The organism is Plantibacter sp. RU18, assembly GCF_050613355.1.
Classification (GTDB): domain Bacteria; phylum Actinomycetota; class Actinomycetes; order Actinomycetales; family Microbacteriaceae; genus Plantibacter.
Genome location: NZ_CP159618.1, coordinates 3,156,887 through 3,183,272, shown reverse-complemented (window position 1 = coordinate 3,183,272; position 26,386 = coordinate 3,156,887). Strand labels below are relative to the sequence as shown.

24 protein-coding genes, 2 tRNA genes and 2 pseudogenes are annotated in these 26,386 nt (G+C 68.1%); 17 read left to right on the top strand and 11 right to left on the bottom strand.

Annotation, left to right across the window (positions count from 1 at the left end; all coding sequences use genetic code 11):
• Nucleotides 1-344 precede the first annotated feature (344 nt).
• Nucleotides 345-842, top strand: a complete 498-nt coding sequence (locus ABMA10_RS15290; RefSeq protein WP_347868539.1) for an HNH endonuclease — start codon at nucleotides 345-347, stop codon at nucleotides 840-842.
• Between the two features lie 10 nt (nucleotides 843-852).
• Here ABMA10_RS15290 and ABMA10_RS15285 read toward each other — a convergent pair.
• A tRNA-Arg gene (locus ABMA10_RS15285) sits at nucleotides 853-924 on the bottom strand.
• 229 nt (nucleotides 925-1,153) lie between these two features.
• Between ABMA10_RS15285 and ABMA10_RS15280 the strand changes: the two genes are divergently transcribed.
• Nucleotides 1,154-1,996, top strand: coding sequence for a LysR family transcriptional regulator (locus ABMA10_RS15280; protein ID WP_347868538.1), 843 nt, complete (start codon nucleotides 1,154-1,156; stop codon nucleotides 1,994-1,996).
• 181 nt (nucleotides 1,997-2,177) lie between these two features.
• A complete protein-coding gene (locus ABMA10_RS15275; protein ID WP_347868537.1) occupies nucleotides 2,178-2,843 on the top strand; it encodes a ScbR family autoregulator-binding transcription factor in 666 nt (221 codons plus the stop codon).
• A gap of 199 nt (nucleotides 2,844-3,042) precedes the next feature.
• Here ABMA10_RS15275 and ABMA10_RS15270 read toward each other — a convergent pair whose 3' ends face one another.
• Nucleotides 3,043-3,714, bottom strand: coding sequence for a response regulator (locus tag ABMA10_RS15270; RefSeq protein ID WP_347868536.1), 672 nt, complete (start codon nucleotides 3,712-3,714; stop codon nucleotides 3,043-3,045).
• Nucleotides 3,714-5,432: a sensor histidine kinase gene (locus ABMA10_RS15265; RefSeq protein WP_347868535.1), complete on the bottom strand. Its 1,719-nt coding sequence runs from the start codon at nucleotides 5,430-5,432 to the stop codon at nucleotides 3,714-3,716. Before ABMA10_RS15265 ends, ABMA10_RS15270 begins: the two co-directional genes overlap by 1 nt.
• A gap of 194 nt (nucleotides 5,433-5,626) precedes the next feature.
• On the opposite strand from ABMA10_RS15265, the gene ABMA10_RS15260 reads away from it, so the two are divergent.
• Nucleotides 5,627-7,051 (top strand): CitMHS family transporter, encoded by a 1,425-nt coding sequence (locus ABMA10_RS15260; RefSeq protein ID WP_347868534.1) that lies wholly within the window; start codon nucleotides 5,627-5,629, stop codon nucleotides 7,049-7,051.
• 9 nt (nucleotides 7,052-7,060) lie between these two features.
• On the opposite strand, the gene ABMA10_RS15255 is transcribed toward ABMA10_RS15260, so the two are convergent.
• Complete coding sequence (locus tag ABMA10_RS15255) at nucleotides 7,061-7,525, bottom strand: LysM peptidoglycan-binding domain-containing protein (RefSeq protein WP_347868533.1); 465 nt, start codon at nucleotides 7,523-7,525, stop codon at nucleotides 7,061-7,063.
• Between the two features lie 196 nt (nucleotides 7,526-7,721).
• On the opposite strand from ABMA10_RS15255, the gene ABMA10_RS15250 reads away from it, so the two are divergent.
• Nucleotides 7,722-8,756: a Gfo/Idh/MocA family protein gene (locus ABMA10_RS15250; protein WP_347868532.1), complete on the top strand. Its 1,035-nt coding sequence runs from the start codon at nucleotides 7,722-7,724 to the stop codon at nucleotides 8,754-8,756.
• Here ABMA10_RS15250 and ABMA10_RS15245 read toward each other — a convergent pair.
• From ABMA10_RS15245 to ABMA10_RS15235, 3 genes and pseudogenes are all read right to left on the bottom strand, one after another.
• Nucleotides 8,719-9,420, bottom strand: a pseudogene (locus ABMA10_RS15245) (glycosyltransferase); the annotation flags it as partial. The gene ABMA10_RS15250 and the pseudogene ABMA10_RS15245 overlap by 38 nt on opposite strands.
• Before the next feature lie 7 nt (nucleotides 9,421-9,427).
• Nucleotides 9,428-10,651 carry an IS30 family transposase gene (locus ABMA10_RS15240; RefSeq protein ID WP_431030660.1) on the bottom strand — a complete coding sequence of 408 codons (1,224 nt, stop codon included), beginning with the start codon at nucleotides 10,649-10,651 and terminating at the stop codon, nucleotides 9,428-9,430.
• 35 nt (nucleotides 10,652-10,686) lie between these two features.
• On the bottom strand, nucleotides 10,687-11,187 hold the full coding sequence (locus ABMA10_RS15235) for a glycosyltransferase (protein ID WP_347869522.1): 501 nt from the start codon (nucleotides 11,185-11,187) through the stop codon (nucleotides 10,687-10,689).
• A 131-nt stretch (nucleotides 11,188-11,318) separates the two neighbouring features.
• Between ABMA10_RS15235 and ABMA10_RS15230 the strand changes: the two genes are divergently transcribed.
• The 3 genes from ABMA10_RS15230 to ABMA10_RS15220 all read left to right on the top strand — a co-directional run bounded on the left by ABMA10_RS15230 (nucleotide 11,319) and on the right by ABMA10_RS15220 (nucleotide 16,606).
• Entirely contained in the window at nucleotides 11,319-12,536 is a 1,218-nt protein-coding gene (locus ABMA10_RS15230; protein ID WP_347869521.1) for an ROK family transcriptional regulator, read from the top strand.
• A 100-nt stretch (nucleotides 12,537-12,636) separates the two neighbouring features.
• Nucleotides 12,637-16,371 carry an AAA family ATPase gene (locus tag ABMA10_RS15225; RefSeq protein ID WP_414693687.1) on the top strand — a complete coding sequence of 1,245 codons (3,735 nt, stop codon included), beginning with the start codon at nucleotides 12,637-12,639 and terminating at the stop codon, nucleotides 16,369-16,371.
• A gap of 16 nt (nucleotides 16,372-16,387) precedes the next feature.
• On the top strand, nucleotides 16,388-16,606 hold the full coding sequence (locus tag ABMA10_RS15220; RefSeq protein WP_347869519.1) for a hypothetical protein: 219 nt from the start codon (nucleotides 16,388-16,390) through the stop codon (nucleotides 16,604-16,606).
• Between the two features lie 28 nt (nucleotides 16,607-16,634).
• On the opposite strand, the gene mscL is transcribed toward ABMA10_RS15220, so the two are convergent.
• The 3 genes from mscL to ABMA10_RS15205 are packed head-to-tail and all read right to left on the bottom strand — an operon-like array spanning nucleotide 16,635 to nucleotide 18,098.
• Complete coding sequence (gene mscL / locus ABMA10_RS15215; protein ID WP_347869518.1) at nucleotides 16,635-17,081, bottom strand: large conductance mechanosensitive channel protein MscL; 447 nt, start codon at nucleotides 17,079-17,081, stop codon at nucleotides 16,635-16,637.
• A 53-nt stretch (nucleotides 17,082-17,134) separates the two neighbouring features.
• Nucleotides 17,135-17,467, bottom strand: a complete 333-nt coding sequence (locus tag ABMA10_RS15210; protein ID WP_347869517.1) for an FmdB family zinc ribbon protein — start codon at nucleotides 17,465-17,467, stop codon at nucleotides 17,135-17,137.
• 31 nt (nucleotides 17,468-17,498) lie between these two features.
• Nucleotides 17,499-18,098, bottom strand: coding sequence for a 5-formyltetrahydrofolate cyclo-ligase (locus ABMA10_RS15205; RefSeq protein WP_347869516.1), 600 nt, complete (start codon nucleotides 18,096-18,098; stop codon nucleotides 17,499-17,501).
• A gap of 153 nt (nucleotides 18,099-18,251) precedes the next feature.
• Here ABMA10_RS15205 and galU point away from each other — a divergent pair, with 153 nt between their 5' ends.
• The 9 genes and pseudogenes from galU (at nucleotide 18,252) to ABMA10_RS15160 (ending at nucleotide 25,438) form a co-directional block, all read left to right on the top strand.
• Nucleotides 18,252-19,145, top strand: coding sequence for a UTP--glucose-1-phosphate uridylyltransferase GalU (gene galU, locus ABMA10_RS15200; RefSeq protein ID WP_347869515.1), 894 nt, complete (start codon nucleotides 18,252-18,254; stop codon nucleotides 19,143-19,145).
• A gap of 115 nt (nucleotides 19,146-19,260) precedes the next feature.
• Nucleotides 19,261-19,914: a GNAT family N-acetyltransferase gene (locus ABMA10_RS15195; RefSeq protein WP_347869514.1), complete on the top strand. Its 654-nt coding sequence runs from the start codon at nucleotides 19,261-19,263 to the stop codon at nucleotides 19,912-19,914.
• 76 nt (nucleotides 19,915-19,990) lie between these two features.
• Entirely contained in the window at nucleotides 19,991-21,022 is a 1,032-nt protein-coding gene (locus ABMA10_RS15190) for a hypothetical protein (protein WP_431030659.1), read from the top strand.
• Between the two features lie 118 nt (nucleotides 21,023-21,140).
• The gene (locus ABMA10_RS15185) at nucleotides 21,141-21,788 is read left to right on the top strand and encodes a hypothetical protein (RefSeq protein ID WP_347869512.1); all 648 of its coding nucleotides are present in this window, start codon (nucleotides 21,141-21,143) and stop codon (nucleotides 21,786-21,788) included.
• A 59-nt stretch (nucleotides 21,789-21,847) separates the two neighbouring features.
• Nucleotides 21,848-21,924, top strand: a tRNA-Ala gene (locus ABMA10_RS15180).
• Between the two features lie 151 nt (nucleotides 21,925-22,075).
• Nucleotides 22,076-23,248, top strand: coding sequence for a N(5)-(carboxyethyl)ornithine synthase (locus ABMA10_RS15175; RefSeq protein WP_347869511.1), 1,173 nt, complete (start codon nucleotides 22,076-22,078; stop codon nucleotides 23,246-23,248).
• A 109-nt stretch (nucleotides 23,249-23,357) separates the two neighbouring features.
• A complete protein-coding gene (locus tag ABMA10_RS15170) occupies nucleotides 23,358-23,918 on the top strand; it encodes a hypothetical protein (RefSeq protein WP_431030658.1) in 561 nt (186 codons plus the stop codon).
• Nucleotides 23,919-23,933: 15 nt separating this feature from the next.
• Nucleotides 23,934-24,539 (top strand): annotated as a pseudogene (locus ABMA10_RS15165) (mechanosensitive ion channel family protein); the annotation flags it as partial.
• Between the two features lie 236 nt (nucleotides 24,540-24,775).
• Nucleotides 24,776-25,438 carry a MurR/RpiR family transcriptional regulator gene (locus ABMA10_RS15160; protein ID WP_347869509.1) on the top strand — a complete coding sequence of 221 codons (663 nt, stop codon included), beginning with the start codon at nucleotides 24,776-24,778 and terminating at the stop codon, nucleotides 25,436-25,438.
• Here the strand turns inward: ABMA10_RS15160 and ABMA10_RS15155 are convergent.
• Entirely contained in the window at nucleotides 25,417-26,370 is a 954-nt protein-coding gene (locus tag ABMA10_RS15155; protein WP_347869508.1) for an EamA family transporter, read from the bottom strand. The two genes, ABMA10_RS15160 and ABMA10_RS15155, sit on opposite strands and share 22 nt — an antisense overlap.
• Between the last annotated feature and the right edge of the window lie 16 nt (nucleotides 26,371-26,386).

Genomic DNA, 26,386 nt, shown 5'->3' with positions numbered 1-26,386 from the left:
GGTGTCCGTCGCGTGGCGTGCAGATGGCGCGCGCAGGAAATCTGCTGGAAGGTGCGGAAATCCGCCCGCTGTGGGTTAATCTGGTGCTCTGCAACTCGGAGAGGTTCAGGAGCTGATGCACGCTATACGTCGCCACGTGGTCGCGAATGGTCGCGGCCTGTACGTGTTGCGGCATTCGAGCCAAGCGTGCCGCGGCGCCGCCGTGCGTCCGAAGGGTGCTGTCATGTCGACAGTGCCCTTTTTTGTCGCCCGGAAACGACCCGATCATGGGCTGCGGAGGTTCTGCAGAGAGTGATCGTCGACAGGTCACGGCAGCCGTCGTGGCCCCTCGGAAGGGAACGTGTATGCGCACACTGGTGTTGAATGCGGGCTACGAGCCGCTCGCGATCGTGTCGTTCAAGCGGGCGCTGCTGCTCGTGATGAATCAGAAGGCGACCGTCGTCGAGATCGACGATTCGCACCCAGTGTTCGCGACGAGTGGTTCCTACGATCGGCCGTCCGTCATCCTGCTCACCAGATACGTGCGCATCCCGCATGGACGTCGCGTGCCGGTCACGCGCCGCGGTGTCCTCCGTCGTGACGGGCACCGGTGCGCGTATTGCGGGAAGGCCGCCTCGACGATCGACCATGTGCAGCCGCGTTCCCGTGGGGGAGCGGACAGCTGGGAGAACCTCGTCGCGTGCTGTCTGCGATGCAACAACGTGAAGGGCGACCGCACCCCGTCGGAGATGAACTGGAACCTCGGCACCATGCCCGGTATGCCGCATGGCTCGCACTGGCTGGTTCGCGGCGTCGAGCGCTCGGAGCCCGACTGGGAGCAGTACCTCGCACCTGCGGCGTAGCCGACATCGGTGCCCCTGGAGGGACTCGAACCCCCAACCCTTTCCTTAGGACGGAACTGCTCTTCCATTGAGCTACAGAGGCTGACCCATCGAGTGTACCGGGAGGTCGAGGCGGTCGATGCATCGCCACGGCCTCCCGGTCAGCCGGCAGGTCAAACGACGGTGAGCTCCCTGGCAATCCCGTGTTCCTGCACGCCGAGCCGACGGCGGAGCGATTCCTCCTCGACGTAGGACTCCCGGTAGAGGCCGTGTTCCTGCGGCTCGCAGCAGCACGTACCAACGACGGGGAGCCCACGCCTTAGGCTCGAAGCATGACGCACGACCTCCACCGCCAGCTCGAACGCGACGCCATCACCCTCCGTCAGCTGCGCTCAGCGGTGGTGGTCGCGGACGCTCGGACATTGGGCGTCGCCGCGAACCTCCTCGGGGTCGCGCAGCCGAGCCTCGCGCAGCAGTTGCGGCGGCTCGAGGCGGCGATCGGCGTCGAGATCTTCAGCGTGCTCGGCGACGAGTACCGCCCCACCCGCGAGGGACAGCGTTTCCTGCTGAAAGCCAGGACCTTCATCGACGTCGTCGCGGATATGGACCCACAGGCGCCGGCGCGTCACATCAGGGTGGGCCGACCGCCGACCACCTGGGACGCGGTGGTCACGGAGGTCGGACACCGCATCGACGTCCCGGCCGTCGCCGTCGCGATCGAGCCCGTCGAGCAGCTTCATCTCGTCACCACAGGCCGTCTGGACGCGACGATCGTGCGGCTTCCGATCGACCTGCCCGACGGCCTGCAGGCCGAGGAGGTGGCGGCGCTGCCGCTCGGAGTGGTCATGCGGGCGCAGCATCCGCTGACCACGAAGGACAGCATCGAGTGGTCCGATCTCGCCGACCAGGAGCTGCTCCGCCCTGAACCCGGCAAGGATCCGGCGTACTCGGCGTGGCTCGCAGGAGCGCTCGCCTCCCGCGGCTGGTACCCGCGCTCGCTGACCATCGACGCGGGGAACGACACGCTCTTCCTCGATGCGCTGCGCTTCGGAGAACGGCTCGTCGCACTCCGCCCCGTCGCGGCGATGCGTGAGGACGACGGCCTCGCCTGGCGGCCTCTCGCCGACGCACCCGAACTCCGCGAACGCTTCGCGCTCGTCACTCGTCGCGAGTAGTCGCGAGACACGCCCGTCGATCCAGGGTCCCGGTTCGCTCTTTTCCGAGCGGACCGGGACGTTCTGTCGTTGCAAGTCGGTCCACTTGTTCAGCGGAATCGGCCGGTTCGACACAATGTTCCCAGCTTCGAGTGAGTACGCTTATCGATGAATCGGGGGATGACAGAAGCAGGATGCGCACATGCCCGAACGACGACCACAGCAGCAACGAGGTCATGAACGACGACAGACAGTCGTCGAAGGTGCCGCGCGCATGTTCGACCGCGTCGGCTACGGCCAGGCCAGTCTCTCGGACATCGCCCGCGAGGCCGGGACCACTCAGGGGTCCCTGTACTTCTACTTCCCCTCCAAGGAGGAGCTCGCCCTCGCGGTCATCAACGAGCAGGGCACCCGTTCGATCGCTGCGCTGACTGCGCCGACGACGGCGCCGTCGCCCTTCGGCGGCCTCGTGCAGGCGTCGCGCGCCGTGGCCGAGCTGCTGCTCACCGATCCGATCACCCGCGCCGGAATGCGTCTGTCGCTGGAGCAGGGCGTCATCCAGGCTCCCACGACCGCATTCCACGAGCAGTGGATCGCGAACGTGCAGGAGCGCGTGCAGGCATCGATCGAACTCGGCGAGCTGGAGTCCGAGCTGGACGCGACCGTCCTGGCCCGCTCGTTCGTCGCATTCTTCACGGGCACTCAGCTGATCTCGAGTCTGCTCACCGGGCGCAGCGACCTCCTGAGTGCGGTGGACGCGATGTGGCGGCTCGCTGTGGCCGCGGTGATCGTCGTGGACCGGCAGCCGGAGGTGTTCGCCGTGCTCGACGAGACGTTCGGTGCGCAGGCGGCCGACTCCGCACATTAGGGGATAACCCTGACGTCCCCGCTCTGAGGTCGGCCTAAACTCAATCGGGTGATTAACTCACTTTGCCGATCGTCGTGACACGACGGACGGAGTGCGGCGTGCGGGGGCATCCTGCGTTCCGTCGGCGAAGGGGCGTTCACGTGCCGGGCTGGGCGATGTCGTGGGGGGATCGCCCAGCCGCCGGCGAGGTCGTCCCGGATCAGCGTGATCCGGCGGTGATCGAGTACCGGTGCTCCGGGCGACCGGTCGTGCCGTAGCGCAACTGCGTCGTGACGAGGTTCCTGGTCGCAAGCCCTGCCAGGTACCGCTGAGCTGTCGCTCGCGAGATCCCGACGATCGCCGCGATCTCCGCCGCCGAGTGCTCACCTGCTGCATCGGCCAACGCGTCGAGCACGGCCGTCTCGGTTGCGGAGCGCGACCGCGTGACGATAGACGTGTCACCGGAGTGGAGGATTCGGAGCGACCGTTCGATCGTCTCCTGGTCGATCGAGGTGTCGTCGCCGAGCACGTTCCTGAACCGTGCGTATGCCGCGAGGCGGTCCAGCAGGAGCTGTGGTGCGAACGGCTTCACGAGATAGCCCAGGGCCCCGGCACGCAACGCTCGACGAACCGAGGCGCCATCGGACGCGGCAGAGATCACGATCGTGTCGACCTGCAGCTCCGTGAGTAGCTCGAGGCCGTTGCGATCTGGGAGGTAGCCGTCCAGGAGGACCAGTTCGGGCCGGCCGGCGGCGACGGCACGGATAGCCTCGCCGGCGGTCCCCGCCGGTTCCAGCGCACGGAAACCGTCCAGCTGGTCGACGATCCGGCAGTGCAGGCGTGCGACGTGGAAGTCGTCGTCGACGACGAGGACCGGGATGTCAGCGACCATCAGTCGTCCTCCGTCCGAGTCGGCACCGGCTCCACGGTCCCCGGCAGCCTGGCGCAGAACACCGCGCCGTGTTCGCCGGGGACACCGGAGGACGCGAGCCAGACGTCTCCTCCTCTGCGCCGGGCGATGTCGCGCGACAGGGGGAGGCCGAAGCCGTGCCCGTGCGCGTCGTCCATCCCGGTGGGATCGGCATGGCGGTCTTCGTCGGATCGTCTCGCCGACAGCCCGTCGCCGGAGTCCATGACCGAGCAGTGCAGTTCCGAGCCGTCGTCGAGGAGTTCGACCTCCACCCAGGCCGGCCGGGCGGACCCCGCGACAGCAGCGGTGATCGCATTGTCGAGGAGGTTCCCGAGCATGGTCGTCACGTCCTCAGGATCGCACAGGGCGCCGGTGACGAGCGTCTCCGAGCCGAGCGTCAGCAGTACCCCGCGTTCGGCGGCTTCGACGCCCTTCGCTCCGATGAAGGCCTGCAGGTAGGGCTCGGTGAGGCGGTCGGCGTGCTCGACAGGGTACTTCAGGGGCCCGTGCTCGAGGACGTTGGCGAGATAGCTCCTCGCCTCCGCGTCCTGACCGATCTCGAGGAGTCCGGAGATCGCGTGCAGACGGTTCGCGAACTCGTGGCGCTGCGCTCGCAGCGCGGTGGACATCGTCGCGACGGCATCGAGGCGGCGCGTGAGTCCTTCGACGTCCGTCCGGTCGCGGACGACGATCACGCGGCCGAGGTCGACACCGTCCTCGAACACGGTCCGGACATCCACGAACAGCACTCGGGCGCCGACCACGAGCTGCGTCGGAGGAGGGATCGACGACTCATCTGCGACGAGGTCGAGGAGTGGTTGCGGCAGGTCGAGGTCGACGAGGAGTCGTCCGGTGACGGGGCCGACACCGAGCAGGGTCGACGCCTGTTCGGTGCAGACCGTGACGACGCCCGCGGGGGAGACGCCGAGCACCCCTTCGCCGACGCCGCCGAGGACGGCTGCCTGGTTCTGCACGAGGGCTGCCAGTTCCTCAGGGCCGAGCCCGAGGGTGAGGCGGCGGAGTCGACGGCGGATGAGCATCGACGCGACGAGGCCGATCGTCAGCGCGAGCAGTGCAGCGCCAGCGAGCGGGATCGCCTCCCGGAGCACGTCGGCGAACACGCGTTGAGGAGCGAATCCCACGCTGATCTCCCCGACGACCTCTCCGGCGCCGGCCGTGGACGTGCTCCCTGCAGGATCCTCGGCGAACACCGGTACCTTCGCGCGTGCCGACGGACCGAGCGTCCCGGTCTCCCACGACACGGTCTCCTCCCCGCGGAGCGCGGCTTCGGCGCTCGTGCTCACCCGGCGACCGAGCTCATCGGCATCCGGATGCGCGAGTCTGATCCCGCGCTCGTCGGTGATGACGACGAAGAGCGCACCGGTCCGTGCTTCCACCTCGGCCGCGACCGTCTGGAGGGTCCCGTCCTGCAAACCCCCGACCGTCGGTACGCCGGGGGTGCGTGCCTCGAGAGTGACTGCGGTACGGACGTCCGGGTCGCTTGCGACGCTCTGGGCGATCGCGAGCGCGGTCGACTGTGCCTCGTGCACGAGGCGTTCGCTGCTCATCCAGGCGTACGCGCCTGTGCACACCACCACGACCGCGGTGACGACGAACAGTTGCAGGACGAGGACCTGGGCGGCGAATCCCGGACGCCGTCGGGCTCGTCGGTCCGAGTGGTCCGCTTCGTCGCCGGTCATGGCTCCGATGCTACGGGGCGCGGGCCGTCCGGCGCCCGGTCATCGAGGTGAGCAGAATGCGCAGAACGTGCGCTGAACCGCAGATCCGAGCCGAACGCCCACAAGCGCGACAGCCTCCCACCGTTCCCGTACGGTTCCGGGAACGCCGCGCAACGGCAGTGCACACCGCGGTGCACGCAGACGAAGGAGTCGACATGCTGGTCATTCTCGGATTCGCGATGATCCTCACCTTCATGGTGCTGATCATGACGAAACGCCTGACACCGATGGTGGCCCTCATCATCGTGCCCACCGTCTTCGGGCTGTTCGCCGGTGCCGGTCTCGGTCTCGGCGACATGGTCATCGAGGCCATCGGCAGCCTCGCGCCGACCGCCGCCCTGCTCATGTTCGCGATCATGTACTTCGGCATCATGATCGACGTCGGCCTCTTCGACCCCCTCGTGCGGTTCATCGTGCGGGCGCTCGGCAACGACCCCGCGAAGATCGTGGTCGGCACGGCGCTCCTCGCCGGAGCCGTCTCTCTCGACGGCGACGGTTCGACCACCTTCATCGTGACGACGGCGGCGATGCTGCCGATCTACCTGCGACTCGGCATGAACCCCGTCGTCCTGACGTGTGTCGCCGGTCTGGCGAACGGCACGCTCAACATCGTCCCGTGGGGAGGACCCACGGTCCGAGCAGCTTCGGCCCTCGGCGTCTCACCGACCGAGATCTTCGTCCCGATGCTGCCGTCGTTGGCGGCCGGCCTCGTGATCGTCTTCGCATTCGCCTGGATGCTCGGGCTCGGAGAGCGAAAGCGGCTCGCCGGGATCGATCTGTTGGCGACAGGCGCCTCCGGCGTCGCCTCGTCCGCGTCGGGCAGCGGGTCGGCCGACCACCCGCTCACCGGGGGCATGGCCACCACCTTCTCTCCCAGCGCGCGCGGACGCCTCGCCACGCTCGTCCGTCCCGACGACACCGCGATGGCCGACACGATGCTCGACCCGGACCGGGACACCCTGCGCCCCCGGCTCATCTGGGTGAACCTCGTCCTCACCGTCGCGGTCATGGTGCTGCTCGTGATCGACCTCATGCCGTTGCCCTACGTGTTCATGGTCGGCACGGCCGTCGCGCTCCTCGTCAATTTCCCGAAGCTCGCGCACCAGTCGAAGGAGATCGTCGCCCATGCGCCCAGCATCGTCGGCGTCGTCTCGATGGTGCTCGCGGCCGGCGTGCTGATCGGGGTGCTGAACGGGACCGGGATGGTGACGGCCATGGCCGACTGGATCGTCGACATCATCCCGAACGAGCTCGGCCCCTTCCTCGCCGTGATCACCGGCGTGCTGAGCATCCCCATGACCTTCTTCATGAGCAACGACGCGTTCTACTTCGGCATCCTGCCCGTCCTCGCCGAGAGCGCCGCCACCTTCGGGATCGAGCCGGTGGAGATGGCGCGGGCGTCCATCACCGGCCAGCCGGTGCACCTGCAGAGCCCGCTGGTCCCAGCGATCCTGCTGCTCGTGTCGCTCGCGAGCGTGAACCTCGGCGACCACCACAAGAAGGTGCTGTGGCGTGCGTCGATCGTCTCGCTCGTCATGCTCGTCGTCGGTGTGCTCGTCGGTTCGATCCCGTTCGGCTGAGCCGCCCCGTCAGCGCGTCGTGGTCCAGTCCAGATTGACGATGTCGCCGATGTAGATGTCGAGTCCGAGACCCGGGATCGACGGGTTCATCCGGAGCAGTTGCTGCTGTGGCAGGTCGAACCGCTGAGCGATGTCGAAGAACACGTCACCCTGGACGACCGTGTAGGTCAGCGGATTGCCGTCTCCGTCGGTGGTGACCGGACCGAGCGCCCCGTCCCGTGCCCCGAGATCGTACGCCGGGCCATCGGGAATCGGCTCGGCAGGCTCAGCCGGAGCATTGGGCACGATCGGGGCGGGTTCCGGCGGGAGCGCGTCCCGTGCCGTCTGCGTCGGGACAGGGGCGACCGACGGGGACGGGTCTGGCTGTTGGGTGACGACGACCGTCACCGGCGGCGGTGCCGGCTCGCCGACGCAGGCCGAGAGCGCGAGCACTCCGACGGCGCCGAGCCCGAGACCGATCATGAAGCGGCGCACGCATCGGCGCACCGTCGAATCGAATCGCTCCACAGCGCATCCCCCCAGGATGGAACAGGCTCGCGGCACAGCTGGCGGAGCACGGTCGAACCCTCAGCCTACGACGCCCGACGGCAGGATCGAGCAGGGCTAACCCCGAACCGGACGCGCCGAGCGCCCTCCACTAGGCTGCTCGGACGCGCATCGAAGGAGAGCCATGACGGATCAGCACATCGACCAGCAGAGCACTGGATCGTCTGACGACGGCTCGTCCACTGGTCTTCGCTGGGGGATCCTCGGCCCTGCAGGAGTCGCGAAGGACTTCACCGCCGACCTGCGGCTGCACGGTTTCGATGTGCGTGCAGTCGCCTCCCGCTCGGCCGGGACCGCCGCGTCGTTCGCCGCCGAGTTCGACATCCCGAACGTCCACGTCGGGTACGAAGCCCTCGCCGCCGACCCCGAGGTCGACGTCATCTACATCGCCACCCCGCACCCGTTCCACGCCGAGCAGGCGGTGCTCGCGCTCGACGCCGGGAAGCACGTGCTCATCGAGAAGCCGTTCACCCTCAACGCCGCCGAGGCGCAGGCAGTCGTGGCGCTCGCCGCGGAACGCGGGCTCGTGGTGCTCGAAGCGATGTGGACACGGTTCCTGCCGCACATGGTGCGCCTCCGCGAACTGCTCGCCGACGGCCTCATCGGTGAACCCCGTAGTCTCGTCGCCGACCACACGCAGCTGCTCTCCGACGACCCGGCGCACCGGATGAACTCGCTCGAGCTCGGCGGAGGGGCACTGCTCGATCTGGGGATCTATCCGATCTCCTTCGCATCTGCGGTGTTCGGTACGCCGACGACGATCCAGGCGACCGCTGCGCTGCGCGACACCGGTGCAGACATGCAGGTCGCGACGCTGTTCGGCTACGCCGACGGGCAGGTCGCCAACACCCTCTCGGCGAGCAACACCGTGGGGCCGAACCGTGCGGCGATCGTCGGCACCGAGGGATGGATCGAGTTCGATCGCGTCTGGTACACCGCGACCACCTTCCGGGTGTTCGACACCTCCGGTGAGGTCGTCGAGACGTACCGCTCCGAGGTCGAGGGCCGGGGAATGCACTTCCAAGCCTGGGAGCTCGAACGGCTGGCCTTCGAGGGGCGCCGCTCCGGTGACATCATGCCGCTCGCCGAGACCGTGACGATCATGGAGACACTCGACGAGATCAGGCGTCAGATCGGCGTCCGATACCCGGGCGAGTGATCCTCGCACCGTCGACGCTCTGATCCAGTCCGGTGCGCTCGGCGCGGGCAGAGGTGTGGAGTTCGATCGCGTCGCTGTAATGACCGATGAGCGCGCTGCTGACACTCTTCCAGCTCCGGGGGAGCACACTGGCCCGCGCGGCCCGACCGAACGCCGTGCGCTTCACCTCGTCGCCGACGAGGTCGACCACGAAACCGCGCAACTGCTCCAGCTTGCCCGGCTCGTAGAGCCAACCGGTCCGACTCGAGTCGACGAGGTCCACCGGACCACCGCGACCCGTCGCGACGACGGGCACGCCTGACGCCATGGCCTCCTGGATCGTCTGGCAGAAGGTCTCGGATTCGCCCGGGTGCACGAACACGTCGAGCCCCGCCATGGCGACTGCGAGCTCGTCGCCCCCGAGGAAACCGGTGAACACCGCGTCGGGCAGCCGCTGCTGGAGCGATCCGCGCAATGGGCCCTCGCCCACGATCACGAGCTTGACGCCCGGCATGCCGCCCAGCGCGGCGAGGTCGGCGACCTGTTTCTCCGCGGCGAGTCGTCCGACGTATCCGACGATTCGCTCGCCGTTCGGCGCGATGCCCGCTCGCCAGGTCTCGCTTCGACGCTCCGGCGAGAACCGCACGGAGTCCACGCCACGGACCCAGAGGCGGATGCGCTCGATGGCGGATTCAGGCGGTCAGTGCAACACCATTGGCTGGTGGGTTCGAGAGTAGTTGGTCGAGGGCTTCTTTTGGAGTTGCCCAGTGCAGGGTTTTCCGCGGCCGTTCGTTGAGTTCGTTGGCGACGAAGTCGAGGTAGTCGCGGTGGTAGCCGGAGAGGTCGGTGCCTTTCGGGAAGTACTGCCGCAGGAGCCCGTTCGTGTTCTCGTTGCTCCCTCGCTGCCAAGGCGAGTGTGGGTCGCAGAAATAGACGCCCATCTCTAGCGCTGCGGTGATGTTCCGGTGGCCGGCGAGCTCGGATCCTTGGTCCCAGGTGAGGGTTTTGCGGAGGAAATGCGGGAGTTTGCGCATCTGCTCGATCATCGCTCCCTGAACCTCGATCGCGCCGTGTCGATCTGGCAGATGCAGCAGCATCACGAACCGTGTGCTCCGCTCGACAAGGGTCCCGATCGCGGAACCGTTGTCCTTACCGACGATCAGATCACCCTCCCAATGACCCGGGACTGCCCGGTCCTCGACCTCCGCGGGGCGCTCGCTGATCATGACCATGTCCGGGATGCGTTTGCCACGGCTCGTCGCGCGTCGGGCTGGTTTGCGCAGCGCCCGACCGGTTCGCAAGCAGTCCGTGAGCTCGCGTCTGAGCGCTCCGCGGCCCTGGACATACAACGATTGGTAGATCGTCTCGTGGGACACGCGCATCTCCGCCTCGTCAGGGAAGTCCAACGGCAATCGTCGCATGATCTGTTCCGGACTGAGCTTGCGCAACAGTCCCGCCTGGACCGCATCACGCAGCCGATCGTTCAGAGCGAGTTTCGAGGGCTTCGGACGAGCCAACCGCTGATCAGCTCGACGCTGGGCAAGCGATGGCGAATACCGCCACGGGACGGTCACCGGGCGTCCGAGCTTGGACCGGGACCGGTACTGCTGACGATCAAGATTGCGACGGAGCTCTCGCAACACGGTCGACGGGCTGCGCCCGATCGACGCCGCGATCGCGCGGATCGATCGCCCTTGACTGATCCCGGCATGGATCTGCTCACGCTCGCTGATACTCAAGAAACGACCTGACGGCGGAAACAACGACAATGGCACCATCCCGCCAGCATTCCGGAACCACACGTCACCCTGCTGAGACGAAATCCCAGCAGCCTTCGCCGCATCCACAGACGTCGCTCCGTCACGAATCCTCGACCAGAACACTCGCTGCACCACACGGGCCATCAGAACCGTCATCAACACTCCAAAACATCAGGATGTTGCACTGATCCCTAGAACCCAAGGATCCGATGGGCCTCCAACTGCCCGATCGACTGCTGCGATGGAGCGAGCGTGATGGTCGCCTTTCCGTGCAGACGTTCGACGTGCTGCCACAGCAGCGACTCCGCGACCGGGAACCCGTACCGACCGGCGTAAGCGGGGATGTCGGTCTGGTACACGGCGACGGTCGGTATCCCGAGCCGTTCAGCGGCCTGCACCCCGCGCCACCCGAGCACGAACGGCGACGCGAGATGCACGACGTCCGGCCGGAAGCCGCGCAGCAGACCGGTGATCCGGCCCACCCCGCCGGCAGCGACCCGCACGTTCCGGTACCGGGGGAGCGGTATGGACGGCACCCCGTCCACTCGGAAGCCCGCGTGGCGGCGTGGTGTCGAGGCACCGGTGCCGGGAGCGATGACGAGCACCTCGTCGCCACGGTCCGCGAAGTGCTCCATGATACGGAGCAGGGAGTGGGTGACGCCGTTCATCTGCGGCAGGAACGACTCGGTCACGATTGCGATCCTCACACCGTCGATGGTCCGCGGCCATCGCGGCGCAGAGGTGCCGTCGAGGAGACGTGTCGGTGACCATCGGGTGACATCCCGGTGCGACGGGATGAGGCGCAGCCTGCTTTACTTATCGCATGAGCGTCGGAGGATTCGGGAACGGCAGTGGCGAGGCCGCCTCCGATCGAGTCGACTCCTTCGCCTACACGCCCGCACGGCGACTGCGTCCGAACGCAAAGGTCCTGCCCGAGCATGCCCGCGGACACAACCGTGCGCTGGTCCTCCAGACCCTCTTCGCGAGCGGGGCGATGAGTCGTGCCGACATCGCACGAGCGACCGGACTGACCCGGGTGAGTATCTCGGACCTCGTCGCCTCGCTCATCGCCGACAACCTCATCGTCGAGGTCGGGTTGCGCGAGACATCGCGCCCGGGCAAGCCGGCCACGCTCATCGACATCAACCGCGACGAGTTCCGGATCGTCGGCCTCGACCTCTCGGACACCGAGCTGTTCCGCGGCGCGGTGCTGACGCTGGACGGCGACATCCTGACGCTGCTGGAGGTCCCGCTCGACGGTTCGACGGGCGAGGCGGCGATCGGGAAAGCCGTGGCGCTCGCTGCAGAACTGCTCGCGGAGGCGACGGTGGAGGTGCTCGGGATCGGTGTCGGCTCTCCTGGCGTCGTCGACATGACCGGAACGGTCCGGAGCGCCCCGAACCTCGGCTGGACCGATGTCGACCTGCAAGGAGCCATCGAGCGCGTCGCGCACGTGCCGGTGATCGTCGCGAACGATGCGAACGCCGCGGTGCTCGCCGAGTACAGCTTCGGGGGCGCGGACGGCGACCTCATGCTCGTCAGCGTCGGGAACGGCGTCGGCGCTGGCCTGCTCGTCGGTGGGCATCCCCTGTTCGGCAGCCGATTCGCGGCCGGTGAGATCGGGCACGTGGTCGTCGGGACCGACGGCGGACCGCTGTGCGCCTGTGGCAAACGCGGCTGCCTCGAGGCGTGGCTCGCGGTGCCGCACCTGCGCGAACTGCTCGATGCGGTCGACGCGACGCCATCGTCGCCCGCCGAGGACGACGCCCGACGAGCGGAGATCCTGCGGGCTGCCGGCGAACGCCTCGGGGTCTCGCTCGCAGCGATCGTCGGGGCGCTGAACCTCTCCGAGATCGTCGTCAGCGGGCCTGAGGAGTTGCTCGCCGGGGTGCTCCTCGACACGGCGATCGACACCGTCAGGGCGCGCACGATGACCGAGTTCCACAGCGGCGTGCAGATCCGCATGAGCGAACAGGGGTCGGACATCGTGCTCCGCGGTACGGCCGTGATGGTCCTGTCGGGCCTGCTCGGCGTCTCCTGATCGGTCCGCCGAGGCGTACGTCCCACATTTCGGGGGTGAAGTCGACGAAAAACCGTAGCGCTTCCCGGCGTTTCTCCCTCCTGGCGCTTATGGTGCAAGTGTGTGGCGGCTAGAGAAGAGACGGGATGACGGCGACGTGACGTCTGGAGTCGAGCGGGAAGCAGCGGAGTCGCAACTCCGCGATGGCCCCGTCACGGCAACGGTCGGCGTCGTCGACACGGCGCTGAACGGGTGGCGTCTGCAGCTCAGCATGGTCGGAGGACCGTCGCCGCTGCTGCATTTCGTGGATGCCCCCACGACACGCGTCGAGTTGAGTTCGACCCACCCCGGTGGTCTGCCGCAGTTCATCTCGGGCAAGTCCACGCTGCTGTCGAACCTCATCCGCGACGAGATCGCGTTGCGCGGAGCCAAGCGCGCCGCCGACCGCATCACGACGAAGGGTATCGAGCTCTCGACCGTCCGCGGCATCGACTCCGTGCACCTCGCCGTCGGTCTCGCGCAGTGGAAGCACCAGGGTGAGGAGTTCAGCGCCCCGGTGCTGCTCCGTCCGCTCGCGATCCGCCGGTACGGCCGCGACTTCGAGGTCAAACTCCGCGGCACGACCACCGCGAACCCCGAACTCGTCCGAGCGCTGCGCGAGCAGTTCGGCATCGTCCTGGATCCTGACGAGTTCGTCGCGCTCAGCGAGTCGGGCGGCGTGTTCAAACCGCAGCCCGTCATCGACCGCCTGCGCTCGCTCGCGGCGGGGCTCGAATGGTTCACGGTGCAGCCGCGTCTGCTCGTCTCCTCGTTCGCCGTCGGGCACTCGCTCCTCGACGACGCCGCGAAACTCGATCACCCCATCCTGGACGCCGTCGCCGGCGACGAGAGCGCGATCGGACTCGTCCGCGGCAGCTTCACACCCGTCGACGCTCCCGGTCAGGACGACCGTCCGCCGTCGACCGACACCTTGCTGCTCGACGCCGACGTCGAGCAGGAGAACGTCATCGCCCAGATCGGCGCCGGCAACTCCTTGGTCGTCACCACCCTGCCTGGGACCGGCGGCACGCAGACCATCGTGAACGCCATCGGGGTGTTGGCTGCCCAGCACAAGCGGGTGCTCGTCGTGAGTCCTCGACGCTCGACGCTCGACGGCATCCGGCATCGGCTCACGAAGGTCGGCCTGCCCGGCCTGTGTGCATCGCCCGGGACGCTCCGACGCGACCTCATCCAGGCGATCACGCGCAACGAGCGTGCCATCCCGCCGCAGGTCGGTGAGGTCGACGACGCACTGGTCCGCCTGCGCCGTGTCCTGTTGGACTACCGCACCTCGCTCCAGACGAAGGACCCCGACCTCCGCGTCTCCGTCATCGAAGCGCTCGAAGCCCTCTCGAAGCTCTCCAAGCTGTCGAATCCTCCTGGGACGCTCGTCCGTCTCGACCGCCAGGCGCTCGTCGGACTGGCCGCAGGTCGCACACGCGCCGCCGAAGCCCTCGAAGGCGCAGCAGCCCTCGGTGAGTTCCGCTACGGCCCGAGCGACTCCCCGTGGTACGGCGCCTCCTTCGACACGACGGCCGAGGCGCAGGAGACCCACGAACTCGCGAAGCGGCTGCACCGCAAGGACCTGCCGCAGCTGCTCGAGCGGGCCTACGGCCTGGTCGGTCAGACGCAGATGCGTCCGTTCGAGTCGATCGACGAGCTCGGCATCTACCTCCGCCTGCTCGCCGACATCCGTGAGACGCTCGACCGGTTCCAGCCGGACGTCTTCGACCGTTCGCTCGCCGACCTGATCGTCGCGACGAGCGCCCGCAAGGACTCCACGGCGATGTCCTCCGCGAGCCGTCGCCGGCTCAAGGCGCTCGCCAAGGAGTACCTGCGCCCGGGAGCGCACGTGCCGGACATGAACGCGGCCCTGCGGCGGATCCAGCAGCAACGGACCCTCTGGCAGCGCTATGTGACGACCGGTGCGCCACCGGAGGTGCCGCTCGGCATCGCCGAAGTCGACCAGGCCTACGCGACCGTCGCGGCGAAGCTCGAACTCGTCGACCAGCCGCTCGGCATCGCCGAGACACCGGATCGTCTCGGACGCCTCGCGATCCCGAGCCTCGTCCGCACGATCTCCGAACTCGCGGCAGAATCCGAAGTCCTCCACAACCTGCAGGAGCGCACCGCGATCCTGGCCGGTCTGCGGGAGCTGGGCCTCGGCGAGCTCATCATCGACCTCTCCCAGCGCCACATCCCGCGGACCCGTCTCGCCGACGAGCTCGAGCTCGCCTGGTGGCAGTCGATGCTGGAACTCGTCCTCACCGAGGACCGCGGTCTGCTCGGCGCGAACACGAGCGTGGTGGAGCGACTCGAGTCCGACTTCCGTCTCGTGGACGAGGCGCACGCGTCGGCCTCCGGGCAGCTGCTCGCCTCGCTCCTCGCGGACACCTGGAAGATCGGCCTCGTCGACCACGCGGCCGAGGGCATGGCGCTCCGGACGCTGTTGAAGCGTGATCGACCGCTGCGTGCGGCCGAACTCGAGCAGGCAGCTCCGACGCTCTCCCGCGTGCTCGCGCCCGTGTGGCTCGTCTCTCCGTACGAGGTGCCACGGATCCCCGAGGCTGCATCCTTCGACGCGGTGTTCCTCGTCGACGCGGGTGCGACGCTGCTCGCGGAGAACGTCGACGCCATCCGTCGGGCACGCCAGGTCGTCGCATTCGGCGACCCGGTCACGCAGAGCCCGTCGCCGTTCGAGATCCGTCTCGACGACCAGGAGGCCGCGACCGAGCCGCATGCGGACGTCGCAGGACTGCATCGCGACTCCGCGCTCGAGCAGCTCAGCGCGGTGCTGCCGACGCTCATGCTCACCCGCTCGTACCGGGCCGGAGGCGAAGACCTCGCCGAACTCGTCAACGAACGTTTCTACGGTGGCCAGATCGACTCGCTGCCCTGGGCAGGGTCGTTCCTCGGCCACGGGAGCCTCAGCCTCGACTACGTCCCCGGCGGGCTCGGCATGCCGGACCCGGTCACGGGTGCGGTCGAGAGCGTTGATGTCGAGGTCGAGCGGGTCGTCGAACTCGTCCTCGAACACGCGTCGAACCGTCCGCGCGAGTCCCTCATGGTCGTCACTGCGAGTGACAAGCACGCCGTGCGCGTGCAGCAGGCCGTTCTCGCGGCGTTCTCGCGTCGGGCCGACCTCTCCGACTTCCTCCTGCGCGAACGCGCGGAGCCGTTCACCGTGCTCACGCTCGAGCAGTCGGTTGCGGAGAGCCGCGACCGGGTGATCTTCTCGATCGGCTACGGCCTCACGCCCCACGGTCGGGTGCTCTCCGACTTCGGCGCGCTCGGCCAGCCTGGCGGCGACCGACTGCTCGCGGTCGGCATGACCCGCGCCAGACGTTCCATGGTGATCGTGTCCTGCGTGCGTCCGGAGGACCTCGACCAGGAGCGGATCCAACACGGTATCCTCGCGCTCGCCCGCATCCTCACCGACACGTCCAGGCGTGCCTCCGAGGATCAGGCGACGCACGAGGCGGAGCCCATGCTGGTGGACCTCGCGACACGTCTCGAGACCCTCGGTATGCGAGTGGACATGGGGTACCGCGGCAAGCTGGCACTCGTCGCATCGTGGGGCGGCCGGGCGGTTGTCGTCGAATGCGACGAGGAGCTCGGCGATGCCAGCCTGCGGGAGTCACTTCGTCTGCGGCCTGACGTGCTCCGACGCCTCGGTTGGCACTACGTGCGGGTGCACAGTTTCGACCTGTTCGCCGACGCCGAAGCGGTCGCCCAGCGCGTCGCGGGTGTCCTCGGCCTCGTCTCGACCGAACACCTCGACACGGCACCGATCCCGGTGCAGATCCCGCGTCACTGATGCCGGCACGCTGATCATGCAGGGCGATCAGGAACCGCGGATCGTCCGATCCCGCGGTTCTCGTAGGGCGACGCGACCCGGCGCAGCAGGAACCGATCCGGCCCCGCAACTGCCGAAGGCTCCCGTCAAGGCGGCCGAGGACACTGACGAGGCGTGGGAGGGCACGGCGAAGCGCGTGGCGAGCGGCGGTCCCAACGACGCCGAGCTGCAACGCAACGTCCCGCCCCACTGGTGAGTGGGACGGGACGTCGGGGGAGAAGCTGCTAGCGGCCGTCCGTCGTGTCGTCACGTGCGGGAGGCAGCGGAGCGCTCGTGCCCGTCTTCAGGACGTCGCGGATCTCGGTGAGGAGCGACAGCTCGCTCGGAGCCGCTGCTTCGTCGGCGACCGTCGGCTTCGTCGTGACGCGCTTGAAGTGGTTCATCGGAACCACGATCACGAAGTACACGACCGCTGCGACGAGGACGAACTGGATCAGCGCGCCGATGAACGCACCGAATTGCAGGTTCGCCGTCTGTCCCTCGAGCGTCGGGATCTTCACGACGAATGCGTCCTGCAGGCTCTCGGCCTTGAACAGGGCGCCCAGCAGCGGATTGAAGATGTTCTCGACGAGCGAGTTGACGATGGCTGTGAACGCGGCGCCGATGACGACGGCGACCGCGAGGTCGATCACGTTGCCGCGGAGGATGAACTCTTTGAAGCCTTTGAGCATGGGCGTCTCCTGAAACTGGAGTCGGATGGACGGACCCTCGCTACGCTAGCCGGTCAGGAGGCGGAGCCACCAGTCGACGCCGGAGCGGCGCTGGACCCACCAGTGGACGAACCGCTCGTCGACGAGGACGAACCGGAACCACCGCTCGAAGACGAGCTGTCCGAGCTGCTGGACGACGCGGGGATGGTGGACGAGCCCTTGTTCGCACCGGCACGGGAGTCCGTGCGGTAGAAGCCGGAGCCGTTGAAGGTGACGCCGACCGCGCTGAACAGCTTCCGGAGCTTGCCCGAGCACGCGGGGCATTCCGTCAGCGAGTCGTCGGTGAACGCCTGCTGGACGTCGAACGCGTTTCCGCACTCGGTGCAGCGGTAGGCATAGGTGGGCACGGGGTCTCCTGGGTGTGTCTGGTGGGCGCGCTCAGCGGCGCGGTCTGACCTGGTCGAAATCGAGGATGCGGCTGGGCGTCACGGCGCCGCCGACGGGTTCGTCGTGGATCTCGCGCGGCACTTCGTCGAGGATCTCGGTGTCGTACACGACGGCGTACACGGGTGGGCAGCGCTCCATCGAGCCGAGGGTCTTGTCGAAGTAGCCGCGACCCCAGCCCATGCGCATGCCGCCCGCATCGACCGCGGCAGCTGGGACGAGGATGAGGTCGACGTCGTTGATCGCGATGGGACCGAGTGTCGTGCCGACGACCTCTGGGGTTCCCGCGAATCCCACGGTCTCGATACCGTCTTCGCCGATGGTCCAGTCGAGGAGTCCGTCGGCGCGCGTGATGGGGAAGAGGATGCGGATGCCGGCCTCTTGGGCCCACTGCAGGAAGGGGCGGGTGTCGGGTTCGCTCGGGGACGACAGATAGCAGGCGATCGAGGTCGCCTCGAAGCGGGAGACCAGGGCGCGAAGGTTGTCCGTGAGGCCTGTCGTGGAGCGTTCCCGCTCGAGTGAGGTCAGCAGCTCGCGTCGCTCGCGGAGCTCGGCGCGCAGCGCTCGTTTCTCGTGCTCGGCCGGGCTCGTCATGGGTCCCATTCTAAACGAGTCGACGTCCCGCCCCACCCGCTGTCCGCCACCTAGCGGAGAAATGGCCTGCCGTCCAGGGGGTTCTGACCGTTTCACCCCCGTTCGAGGGTGGTTTTCATCGGTTTGCCACATCCGCACGATAGGTTTTCAGTCATGACCACTCGAGTTACCAAAGCAGTCATCCCAGCGGCCGGTCTCGGTACCCGCTTCCTTCCGGCGACCAAGGCGCTGCCCAAGGAGATGCTCCCCGTCGTCGACAAGCCGGCGATCCAGTACGTCGTCGAGGAGGCGGTGAGCGCCGGGCTCGCCGACGTCCTCATGATCATCGGCCGTAACAAGAACGCGCTCGCGAACCACTTCGACCGCGTGACCGAGCTTGAGCTGAACCTCGCCAAGAAGGGCGACACCCAGCGCCTCGAGAAGGTCAACGAGTCGAGCGAACTCGCAGACATCCACTTCCTCCGCCAGGGCGACCCGAAGGGCCTCGGTCACGCGGTGCTCCGCGCCAAGCGCCACGTCGGCGACGAGCCGTTCGCGGTCCTGCTCGGCGACGACCTCATCGACGCCCGCGACGTCCTCCTCGAGCGCATGCTCGACGAGCAGGACAGCCGCAACGCGACGATCATCGCCCTCATGGAGGTCGACCCCGACGCCATCCACATGTACGGGGCCGCAGCGGTCGAGGCGACGGACGACCCGGACGTCGTGCGCGTCACCGGGCTCGTCGAGAAGCCGGCGAAGGAGGACGCTCCGTCCAACCTCGCCATCATCGGCCGCTACGTGCTGAAGCCCGAGGTGTTCGAGATCCTCGAGCGCACCGAACCGGGCAAGGGCGGCGAGATCCAGCTGACCGACGCCCTCCAGGAGATGGCGGCCGACGTCGAGGGCACCGGCGGTGTCTACGGGGTCATCTTCCGTGGCCGTCGCTACGACACGGGTGACCGCCTCGACTACATCAAGGCGATCGTGCAGCTCGCTGTCGATCGCGAAGACCTGGGTCCCGACCTGCGCCCGTGGCTCAAGGAGTTCGCGGCCGATCTCGGCTGATCGGTTCGACGGTCTACGCGCCCTGCATCCACCTCGGTGGTGCAGGGCGCGGCCGTGTCAGCGAGTCGGTGGACGCTCCACTAGGCTCACCACAGAACGCGAGAGGGGTGGCAACGTGGCGCAGGTCGTACCCGTTCTGAGTAGCGGGCGAGTGAGTATCCGGCCGATCAAGGTCAGGGACGCGAAGCCGCTCGAGCGCGAGCTCGCGGAGAACCGTGCCTGGTTGCGCCGTTGGGAGGCCACGAGCCCGTACGGGCCGATCCCCGCCGACAGCCGAGCCGCCATCCGTTCGCTGCAGAACCACGCCAGGTCGGGCGCCGGCCTCCCCTTCGTGATCGAGGTGGACGGTGAGTTCGCCGGCCAGCTGAACGTCTCGGGTATCACCTACGGCTCGCTGGCGTCCGCCTCCATCGGCTACTGGGTGTCGCAGCGGTTCGCCGGACTCGGAGCGACGCCGATCGCGACCGCGCTCGCGACGGACCACTGTTTCACCGCGCTGCAGCTGCACCGTCTCGAGATCTGCATCCGCCCGGAGAACGTGCCGAGTCTGCGGGTCGTCGAGAAACTCGGCTTCCGCTACGAGGGTCTCCGACGCAGGTTCATCCACATCGATGGCGACTGGAGAGACCACTTCTGCTTCGCCTTGGTGCGCGAGGAGGTGCCCGGTGGTGTGCTCAACCGCTGGCTGGACGGACAGGTGCCGCGTGACGCGTGCGTCATCCCCGACGCGGATCGGGCCGCCGTTGCGACGCCGTTCCCGCCGCGCTGATGCCACCCGTTTCGTCGATGCATCCTGGGACACACCCGGCGGCTGAGTGGCGCTGGTCGATCCACCCGCTACGGTCATGACCATGGACGGCGGATTCCTGAGCGGTGGGGTGATCATTCTGGTCGCAGCGATGCTGTGGCTGATCTACCTGGTGCCTTCCTGGGTGCGCGACAGTCAGTTCTCCGCGAGTGAACGCAACGCCATCCGCTTGCAGCAGACGCTCCGAGTGCTCGCTGAGACAGCCGAGGTGCCGGAAGTCGTGCGCCTCGAAGCCACGTCGCGGGAGGTCGCTGCCCAGCGCAAGCTCCTCAAACAGCTCGAAGCCCGGACGAAGGCGACGGCGGACGCCGCTGCCAGGGTCGAACTCGCCGAAGCCGATCGTGTCCGCCGCGAAGAGGAAGCCCGCGCCGTCGCGGCCGAGGCCGCTGCACGTGCGGCGGAGGAGGCACGCCGTGCTGCCGCTGCTGCAGCACGGGCGGCGCAGCGCAACGCCAGAGCGGCGAAGCTTGCCCGCAGCCGTCGGCGTTCGCGACTCCTCGCCACCACCATCCTCGTCGCGTCCATCATCGGCATCTGCTCCGGAGTCGGGACGTTCCTCGCTGGCGGTGGGCTCGTGCTCGGGGTGTCGTCGACGATCGTCGGCCTGCTCGCGCTGTCCGCGCTGTCGCGGATGTCCCGTATCGCCCACCGGGCCGTGGCGCCGGTGCCGTCGGTGCCCGTGACGACGAGGCGCGTCGAATCCGCGCTGTTCGAGTACAGCGAGCCCGTCAAGGCCGCGTCGCAGGCGCAGACCTGGACGCCGACCTCGATCCCCAAGCCTCTCCACCTCTCGGAAGGGTCGTCGGCGGCCGCCGAACTCGCCAAGGCCGACGCCTACGAGCGGCTTCGTCAGGCAGCGATGCAAGAGGCCATGGCCTCCCGGGCGGAGCGTCTCGCGCCGGAGGTCCCGCGCATCGTGCGCCGGCCGGAGCCCGTTGCCGCACCGCAGCCGGAGCGCACGGAGCAGCAGCCTGCGCCCAGCAGGTTCGCCGCGATGGGTGTCGTCGACGAGGGCGAGATCGCCGCAGGCGGATCCACCCTGCTGCAACGCCGTCGCGCAGCGGGCTGAGTCCAGCAACCACGTGCACCGACCGTTCATGAAGCGGTCACCGGTGACGGATACACTCGTTGAGGGGGTTCGTCGATCCAATCGCGTCGCCGGTGCCCCCGAACGTGAAAGGTGACCGATGGGCGTGTGGCGGAAGAGTCGGCGGAAGCCGTTGAAGCCCTACGTGGCGCCGCCGGAGGTCGCTCCGCCGCCCGTGTCCCACGCGGTGGACGAAGGCCTGCTCATCGCTCGTTCGTGGACCGTCGTCGAGATCACCAACTGGATCATCGAGCGTGCGCTGCGTGACGGCGCTCACTATGACGCCGAGGCGACGCAGGAGGCCGTCCGACGTGAGCTCGGGCGGATGGCCGACGAGCAGGAGGAGTACGCGGACCTCGCTCGGGAAGCCCGTCAATCCGCTTTCCAACGCCGGGGGAGTGCGCGCCACCAGCACGACTACCGCGCTGGCGATCTGAGTGCCCTGTCGCGCCGCCGTGAGGTGTACTCGGGCCTGGCCGCGGAGCTGCGCCGCGTGAGCAAGGACGATGAGTTCGTGGCCGCGATCGCCGAGTCCGCCCGGGAACGCGCGTGGGGCGACCTGGAGCGCGCCATCGAGGCGAAGCTGGAGCGCGTCCTCGACGAGCCGGTGGTGGACGAGAGTTATCGGCGCGCCCGCAGTCAGCGTCTGCGATGGTTCCGCGATCTCGACCTGGCTGCGCTCATCGCCGCGAACCCGCAGGACGGCAGCATGCCGGTCGACGACGGCCCGAACCCCTACGAGGACTGACCCGTCGGTCGCTCGATTCGAATCCGAACGAGAAGTTCTGATAGCCTGATCGAGCACTGGGGCCCATGGCGCAGTCCGGTAGCGCACCTCGTTCGCATCGAGGGGGTCAGGGGTTCGAATCCCCTTGGGTCCACCACGTGTATGTCAACAGCCCCGCATCTCAGGATGCGGGGCTGTTGTGTTCCGGGCGGGCCTATCCCGTGGCGTTCGGGATCAGTGCTGGCCCGGTTCCTGTACGGTCGGGAGCAGGGAGCCGCTTTCGGCGCCCGTGAATGGGACGAGCAGTCATGCCAGTATCCGAACCGACCGAGCAGCACGATGCAGTCCTCGGGGTGATCGGATCCTCGCGGAAGCCCGACGAACGCCGCGTCCCGATCCACCCGGCGCACTTCGAGCGGATCCCCGAGGAGCTGCGTTCGCGTGTCGTCGTCGAATCCGGGTACGGCGAGCGGTTCGGTGTGTCCGACGATGTGCTCGCACCGTATGTCCGCGGCTTCGGGACGCGGGCTGAGGTCATCGAGCAGGCCGACATCGTCCTGCTGCCGAAACCACAGCTCGCCGACGTGGAGGAGCTGCGTGACGGCCAGACGCTCTGGGGTTGGCCGCACTGTGTGCAGGATACCGACCTCACGCAGCTCGCGATCGACAAGCGACTCACGCTCATCGCGTTCGAGGCCATGAACCACTGGGCCGGCGACGGTGGCTTCGGACTCCACGTCTTCCACAAGAACAACGAACTCGCCGGCTACTGCTCGGTGCTGCATGCGCTCGAGCTGTGCGGCTCCACCGGGAGTTACGGCCGTCGTCTCACCGCGGTGGTCATCGGGTTCGGCGCGACCGCCCGAGGAGCCGTCACCGCCCTCAACGCCCACGGCATCCACGATGTCCGCGTGCTCACCAACCGCCGGGTCGCCGCCGTCGCCGCGCCGATCCATTCCGCCCAGATGATCCAGTTCGATCACGACGACGGCCCGTACCTCAGCGAGGTCATCACCGACGACGGACGGGTGGCGCTGGCACCGTTCCTGGCCGAGAGCGACATCGTCGTCAACTGCACCCTCCAGGACCCGAACGCACCGCTGCTCTACTTGCGCAAGGACGACCTGGGCTCGTTCCGCCCGGGCAGCCTCATCGTCGACGTCTCCTGCGACGAAGGCATGGCGTTCGAATGGGCGCGCACGACGAGTTTCGCCGATCCCATGTTCACGATCGGGCGCGGCGACATCAACTTCTACGCGGTCGACCACAGTCCCTCGCTGCTCTGGAACTCGACGAGCTGGGAGAACAGCGAAGCGCTGCTCCCGTTCCTGCCGACCGTGATGGCCGGCGCCGCGGCCTGGGAGTCCAACACGACGATCAGTCGCGCGATCGAGATTCAGGACGGTGTCATCCGGAACCCGGCCATCACCGAGTTCCAACATCGTTCGACGGACTACCCGCACACGATCGAACCTGCCTGAGAGGTTCGTGGCAGGCCGCGCAAGCGGTCGATGGCAGACCGCGGTCGCCCATACGCTTGACCCTTCCGAAATCGCGGGGGCCAGGCAGGACCAGGCAGAGGAGGCATGGATGTTCGTGTGGCAGAGCTGGTGGGGCGTCGCGGCGGCGGCCGGGATCGCGCTGGTCGCGGCGCTCGTCGTGATCGTGATCGTGTCGGTCACGTTCCGAGTGGCGGCACGTCGGCGCGACTGGCCGGGGGCGCTCGCGGGCAGCGCGCGACACCCGTTCCGAGCCCTCGTCATCCTCGTGGCGGTGTGGCTGGCGGTCACCGCCACCCTCCCCGTGGAGGATGTCCGAGGCGCGATCGACCAGGTGTTCAGGATCGCCGTCATCGCGGCCGCCACCTGGCTCGTCGCGGCGCTCCTCGCCTTCGTCATCGGGCTCGGCCAGCAGCGCTACCGGATCGACGTCCCGAACAACAAGGTCGCCAGGCGGATGCAGACCCAGCTCGCACTCGTGCGGCGCCTCGCGATCGCGGTCGTGGTCATCGTCGGGGCCGCGTCGATCCTGTTGACCTTCCCGGGGGTGCAGGGTGTCGGGGCGAGTGTGCTCGCGTCCGCCGGTGTCGTGAGCATCGTCGCGGGTCTTGCCGCCCAGTCGGTCCTCGGGAACGTGTTCGCCGGGATCTAGCTCGCCTTCAGCGATGCCATCCGCGTCGACGACGTGGTCATCGTCGAGGGGGAGTGGGGCCGGATCGAGGAGATCACGCTCACCTACGTCGTCGTCGGCATCTGGGACGACCGTCGGATGGTGCTTCCATCGACGTACTTCACCTCGACCCCGTTCCAGAACTGGACACGGAACACGAGCGAACTGCTCGGCTCGGTGGAGTTCGACCTGGACTGGTGGGTCAGCCCTGCGGTCATGCGCATCGAACTCGAACGGGTGCTCGCGGGTACGGGCCTTTGGGACGGTCGAGCGCAGGTACTGCAGGTCACGGACGCCGTCGGCGGCTACGTGCGCGTCCGTATCCTCGTCACGGCGGTCGACGCACCGACGCTCTTCGACCTGCGCTGCCTCGTCCGCGAACAGATGGTCGAATGGATCCTCGCGCAGAACCCGTCGGCGATCCCACGCTCGCGGGTGCAGATGGTCGAACAGGAACCGCGCCCGGTACCCCCTCGTGGCGGACCGGTGACAGAGCCCGTCGGCCTCTTCAGCGGAAGCGCGGAAGCCGAGCAGCGGGCCAGCCTGTTCACCTCCTCCATCACCTTGCCGGAGGCCGCAGACGAGCAGGACGGACAGCGGTGAGACTCGCGCGCCTGATCGAGTGAATGGTTCGGATTCCGAACGAATCCGGTCGGCAGGCCGCGCGCCAAGAATGCGCTGAATCGTTGTGATTCCGGCTCACCGGATCGTGCCGCGCATCGCTACGATCGAGGGAACGCCGCCCGGTGACCGAGCGGCGAACCGCCGATGCCCTCGCGTCGGCACGATCGGACGACGCCGGCCCGAACCACGGCGCTCGTTTTCGAAGGAGACAGCGCGTGATCGACGACACCCTCTTCCTGACTGAGGATGACACCGCCGCTGCTGGAGAACGACCCGAGCAGCGCCTCGAACGCCGCTCGGCGTCGGTCCTGAAGCAGCGTCTGCTGGAGCAGGAGCGCAAACAGTTCGACGAGTCGCTCGCCCGGGCGAGGTCGGACGGAGCCCTCGAACGCGCGGCAGCGCTCATCGTCTCGGCTCGTCGCCGGTTCCTCATCGGTGCATCCAAGTCCTTCACCTACGCCTCCCTGCTGGCCGCTGATCTCAGCTACGGACTCGCGAATGTGACGCTCATCGACGGCACCATCGTGCGCCCTCTCGACGTCCTCAGCGATGTGCGGACGAGCGACGTCATGATCGCCGTGTCGCTGAAGCGCTACCGGAAGTACACGATCGACTCGGCCGTGCCGTTCGCGCAGGCCGGTGGAAGCCTCGTGCTCATCACAGACGCCGCCGACTCGCCGCTCACGCCGTACGCGGACGAGACCATCGTCCTCGACCGTGCCGAGGACGGACACCCCAGCTCCTCCATCGGGATCGCGCTGACCCTGCACGTGCTCGCCACGCTGACGACCGCGAGCGCCAAGGGAGCCGGTCGTCGGGCCGTCGAACGAGAACGACTCGCGGAGACACTCGGCGTCTACGTCTCGAACGGCGAGTAGGGGGCGCTCTCCAGAACGGGACCGGCGCGTGACGCCCCGATGAGCGCGGCGCGTCGTCCGGCGATCCTCGCTGTCCGCCCCGCGACGCCCACGACGACGGCGTTGGCCGACACGATGACCGCCATGCCCAGCCACTCGTTCCATGCCAGACGCTGACCGAGCACGACGAGACCGATGACGGCGGCCATGAGCGGGTGCACACTGGTCAGGACGCCGAACAGCTGCGTCGGGATGCGGCGGAGGGTGACGAGGTCGGCCGCGTAGGGGATCGCCGAGGCGAGGATCCCCGCACCGAGCCCCAACAGGATGATGTCGACGGTCGGCGGATGCCGGATGAAGACCGCGATGCCGATCGGAAGGAACATCAGCGCCGAGCATGCGAGGGCGACCGCGGTGCCCTGCATCCCTGGGACGCGGGCCCCGACCGTCCGGTTGAGTAGGATGTACGCCGCCCAGCTCGCCGCAGCGACCAGACCGCAGGCGATCCCGAACCAGTCGGTGCTCGGGCGCGGGTCTGCGAGGAGCACGACCCCGCCGGCAACGATGATCGCGCAGGTCACGCCGAGTCGCGACCGGGTTGCGACGAGCGCCACAGTGAGGGGGCCGAGGAATTCGAGCGTGACGGCCAAGCCGAGCCCGATCCGCTCGACGGCCGAGTAGAGGGCCAGGTTCATCGTGCCGAAGGAGACGGCGAGCAGGAGCATCGGCCACCATTGCGGCCAGGTGAAGCTGCGGACGTCCGGGCGGACCACCGGGAGGAGGACGAGTGCGGCGACCCATTGGCGCATCGCCACGACACCGCTCGGCCCGATGGCCGGGAACGCGAGAGAGCCGATCGCGGCACCGAGTTGGTTCGACGTCGCCGTACCGAGCATGGTGGCGACTCCGACCCACAGTTTCCGGGTCGTCGGGTGTTCCGGCTGGGGCGTCATCCCGCCAGTGTGCCGA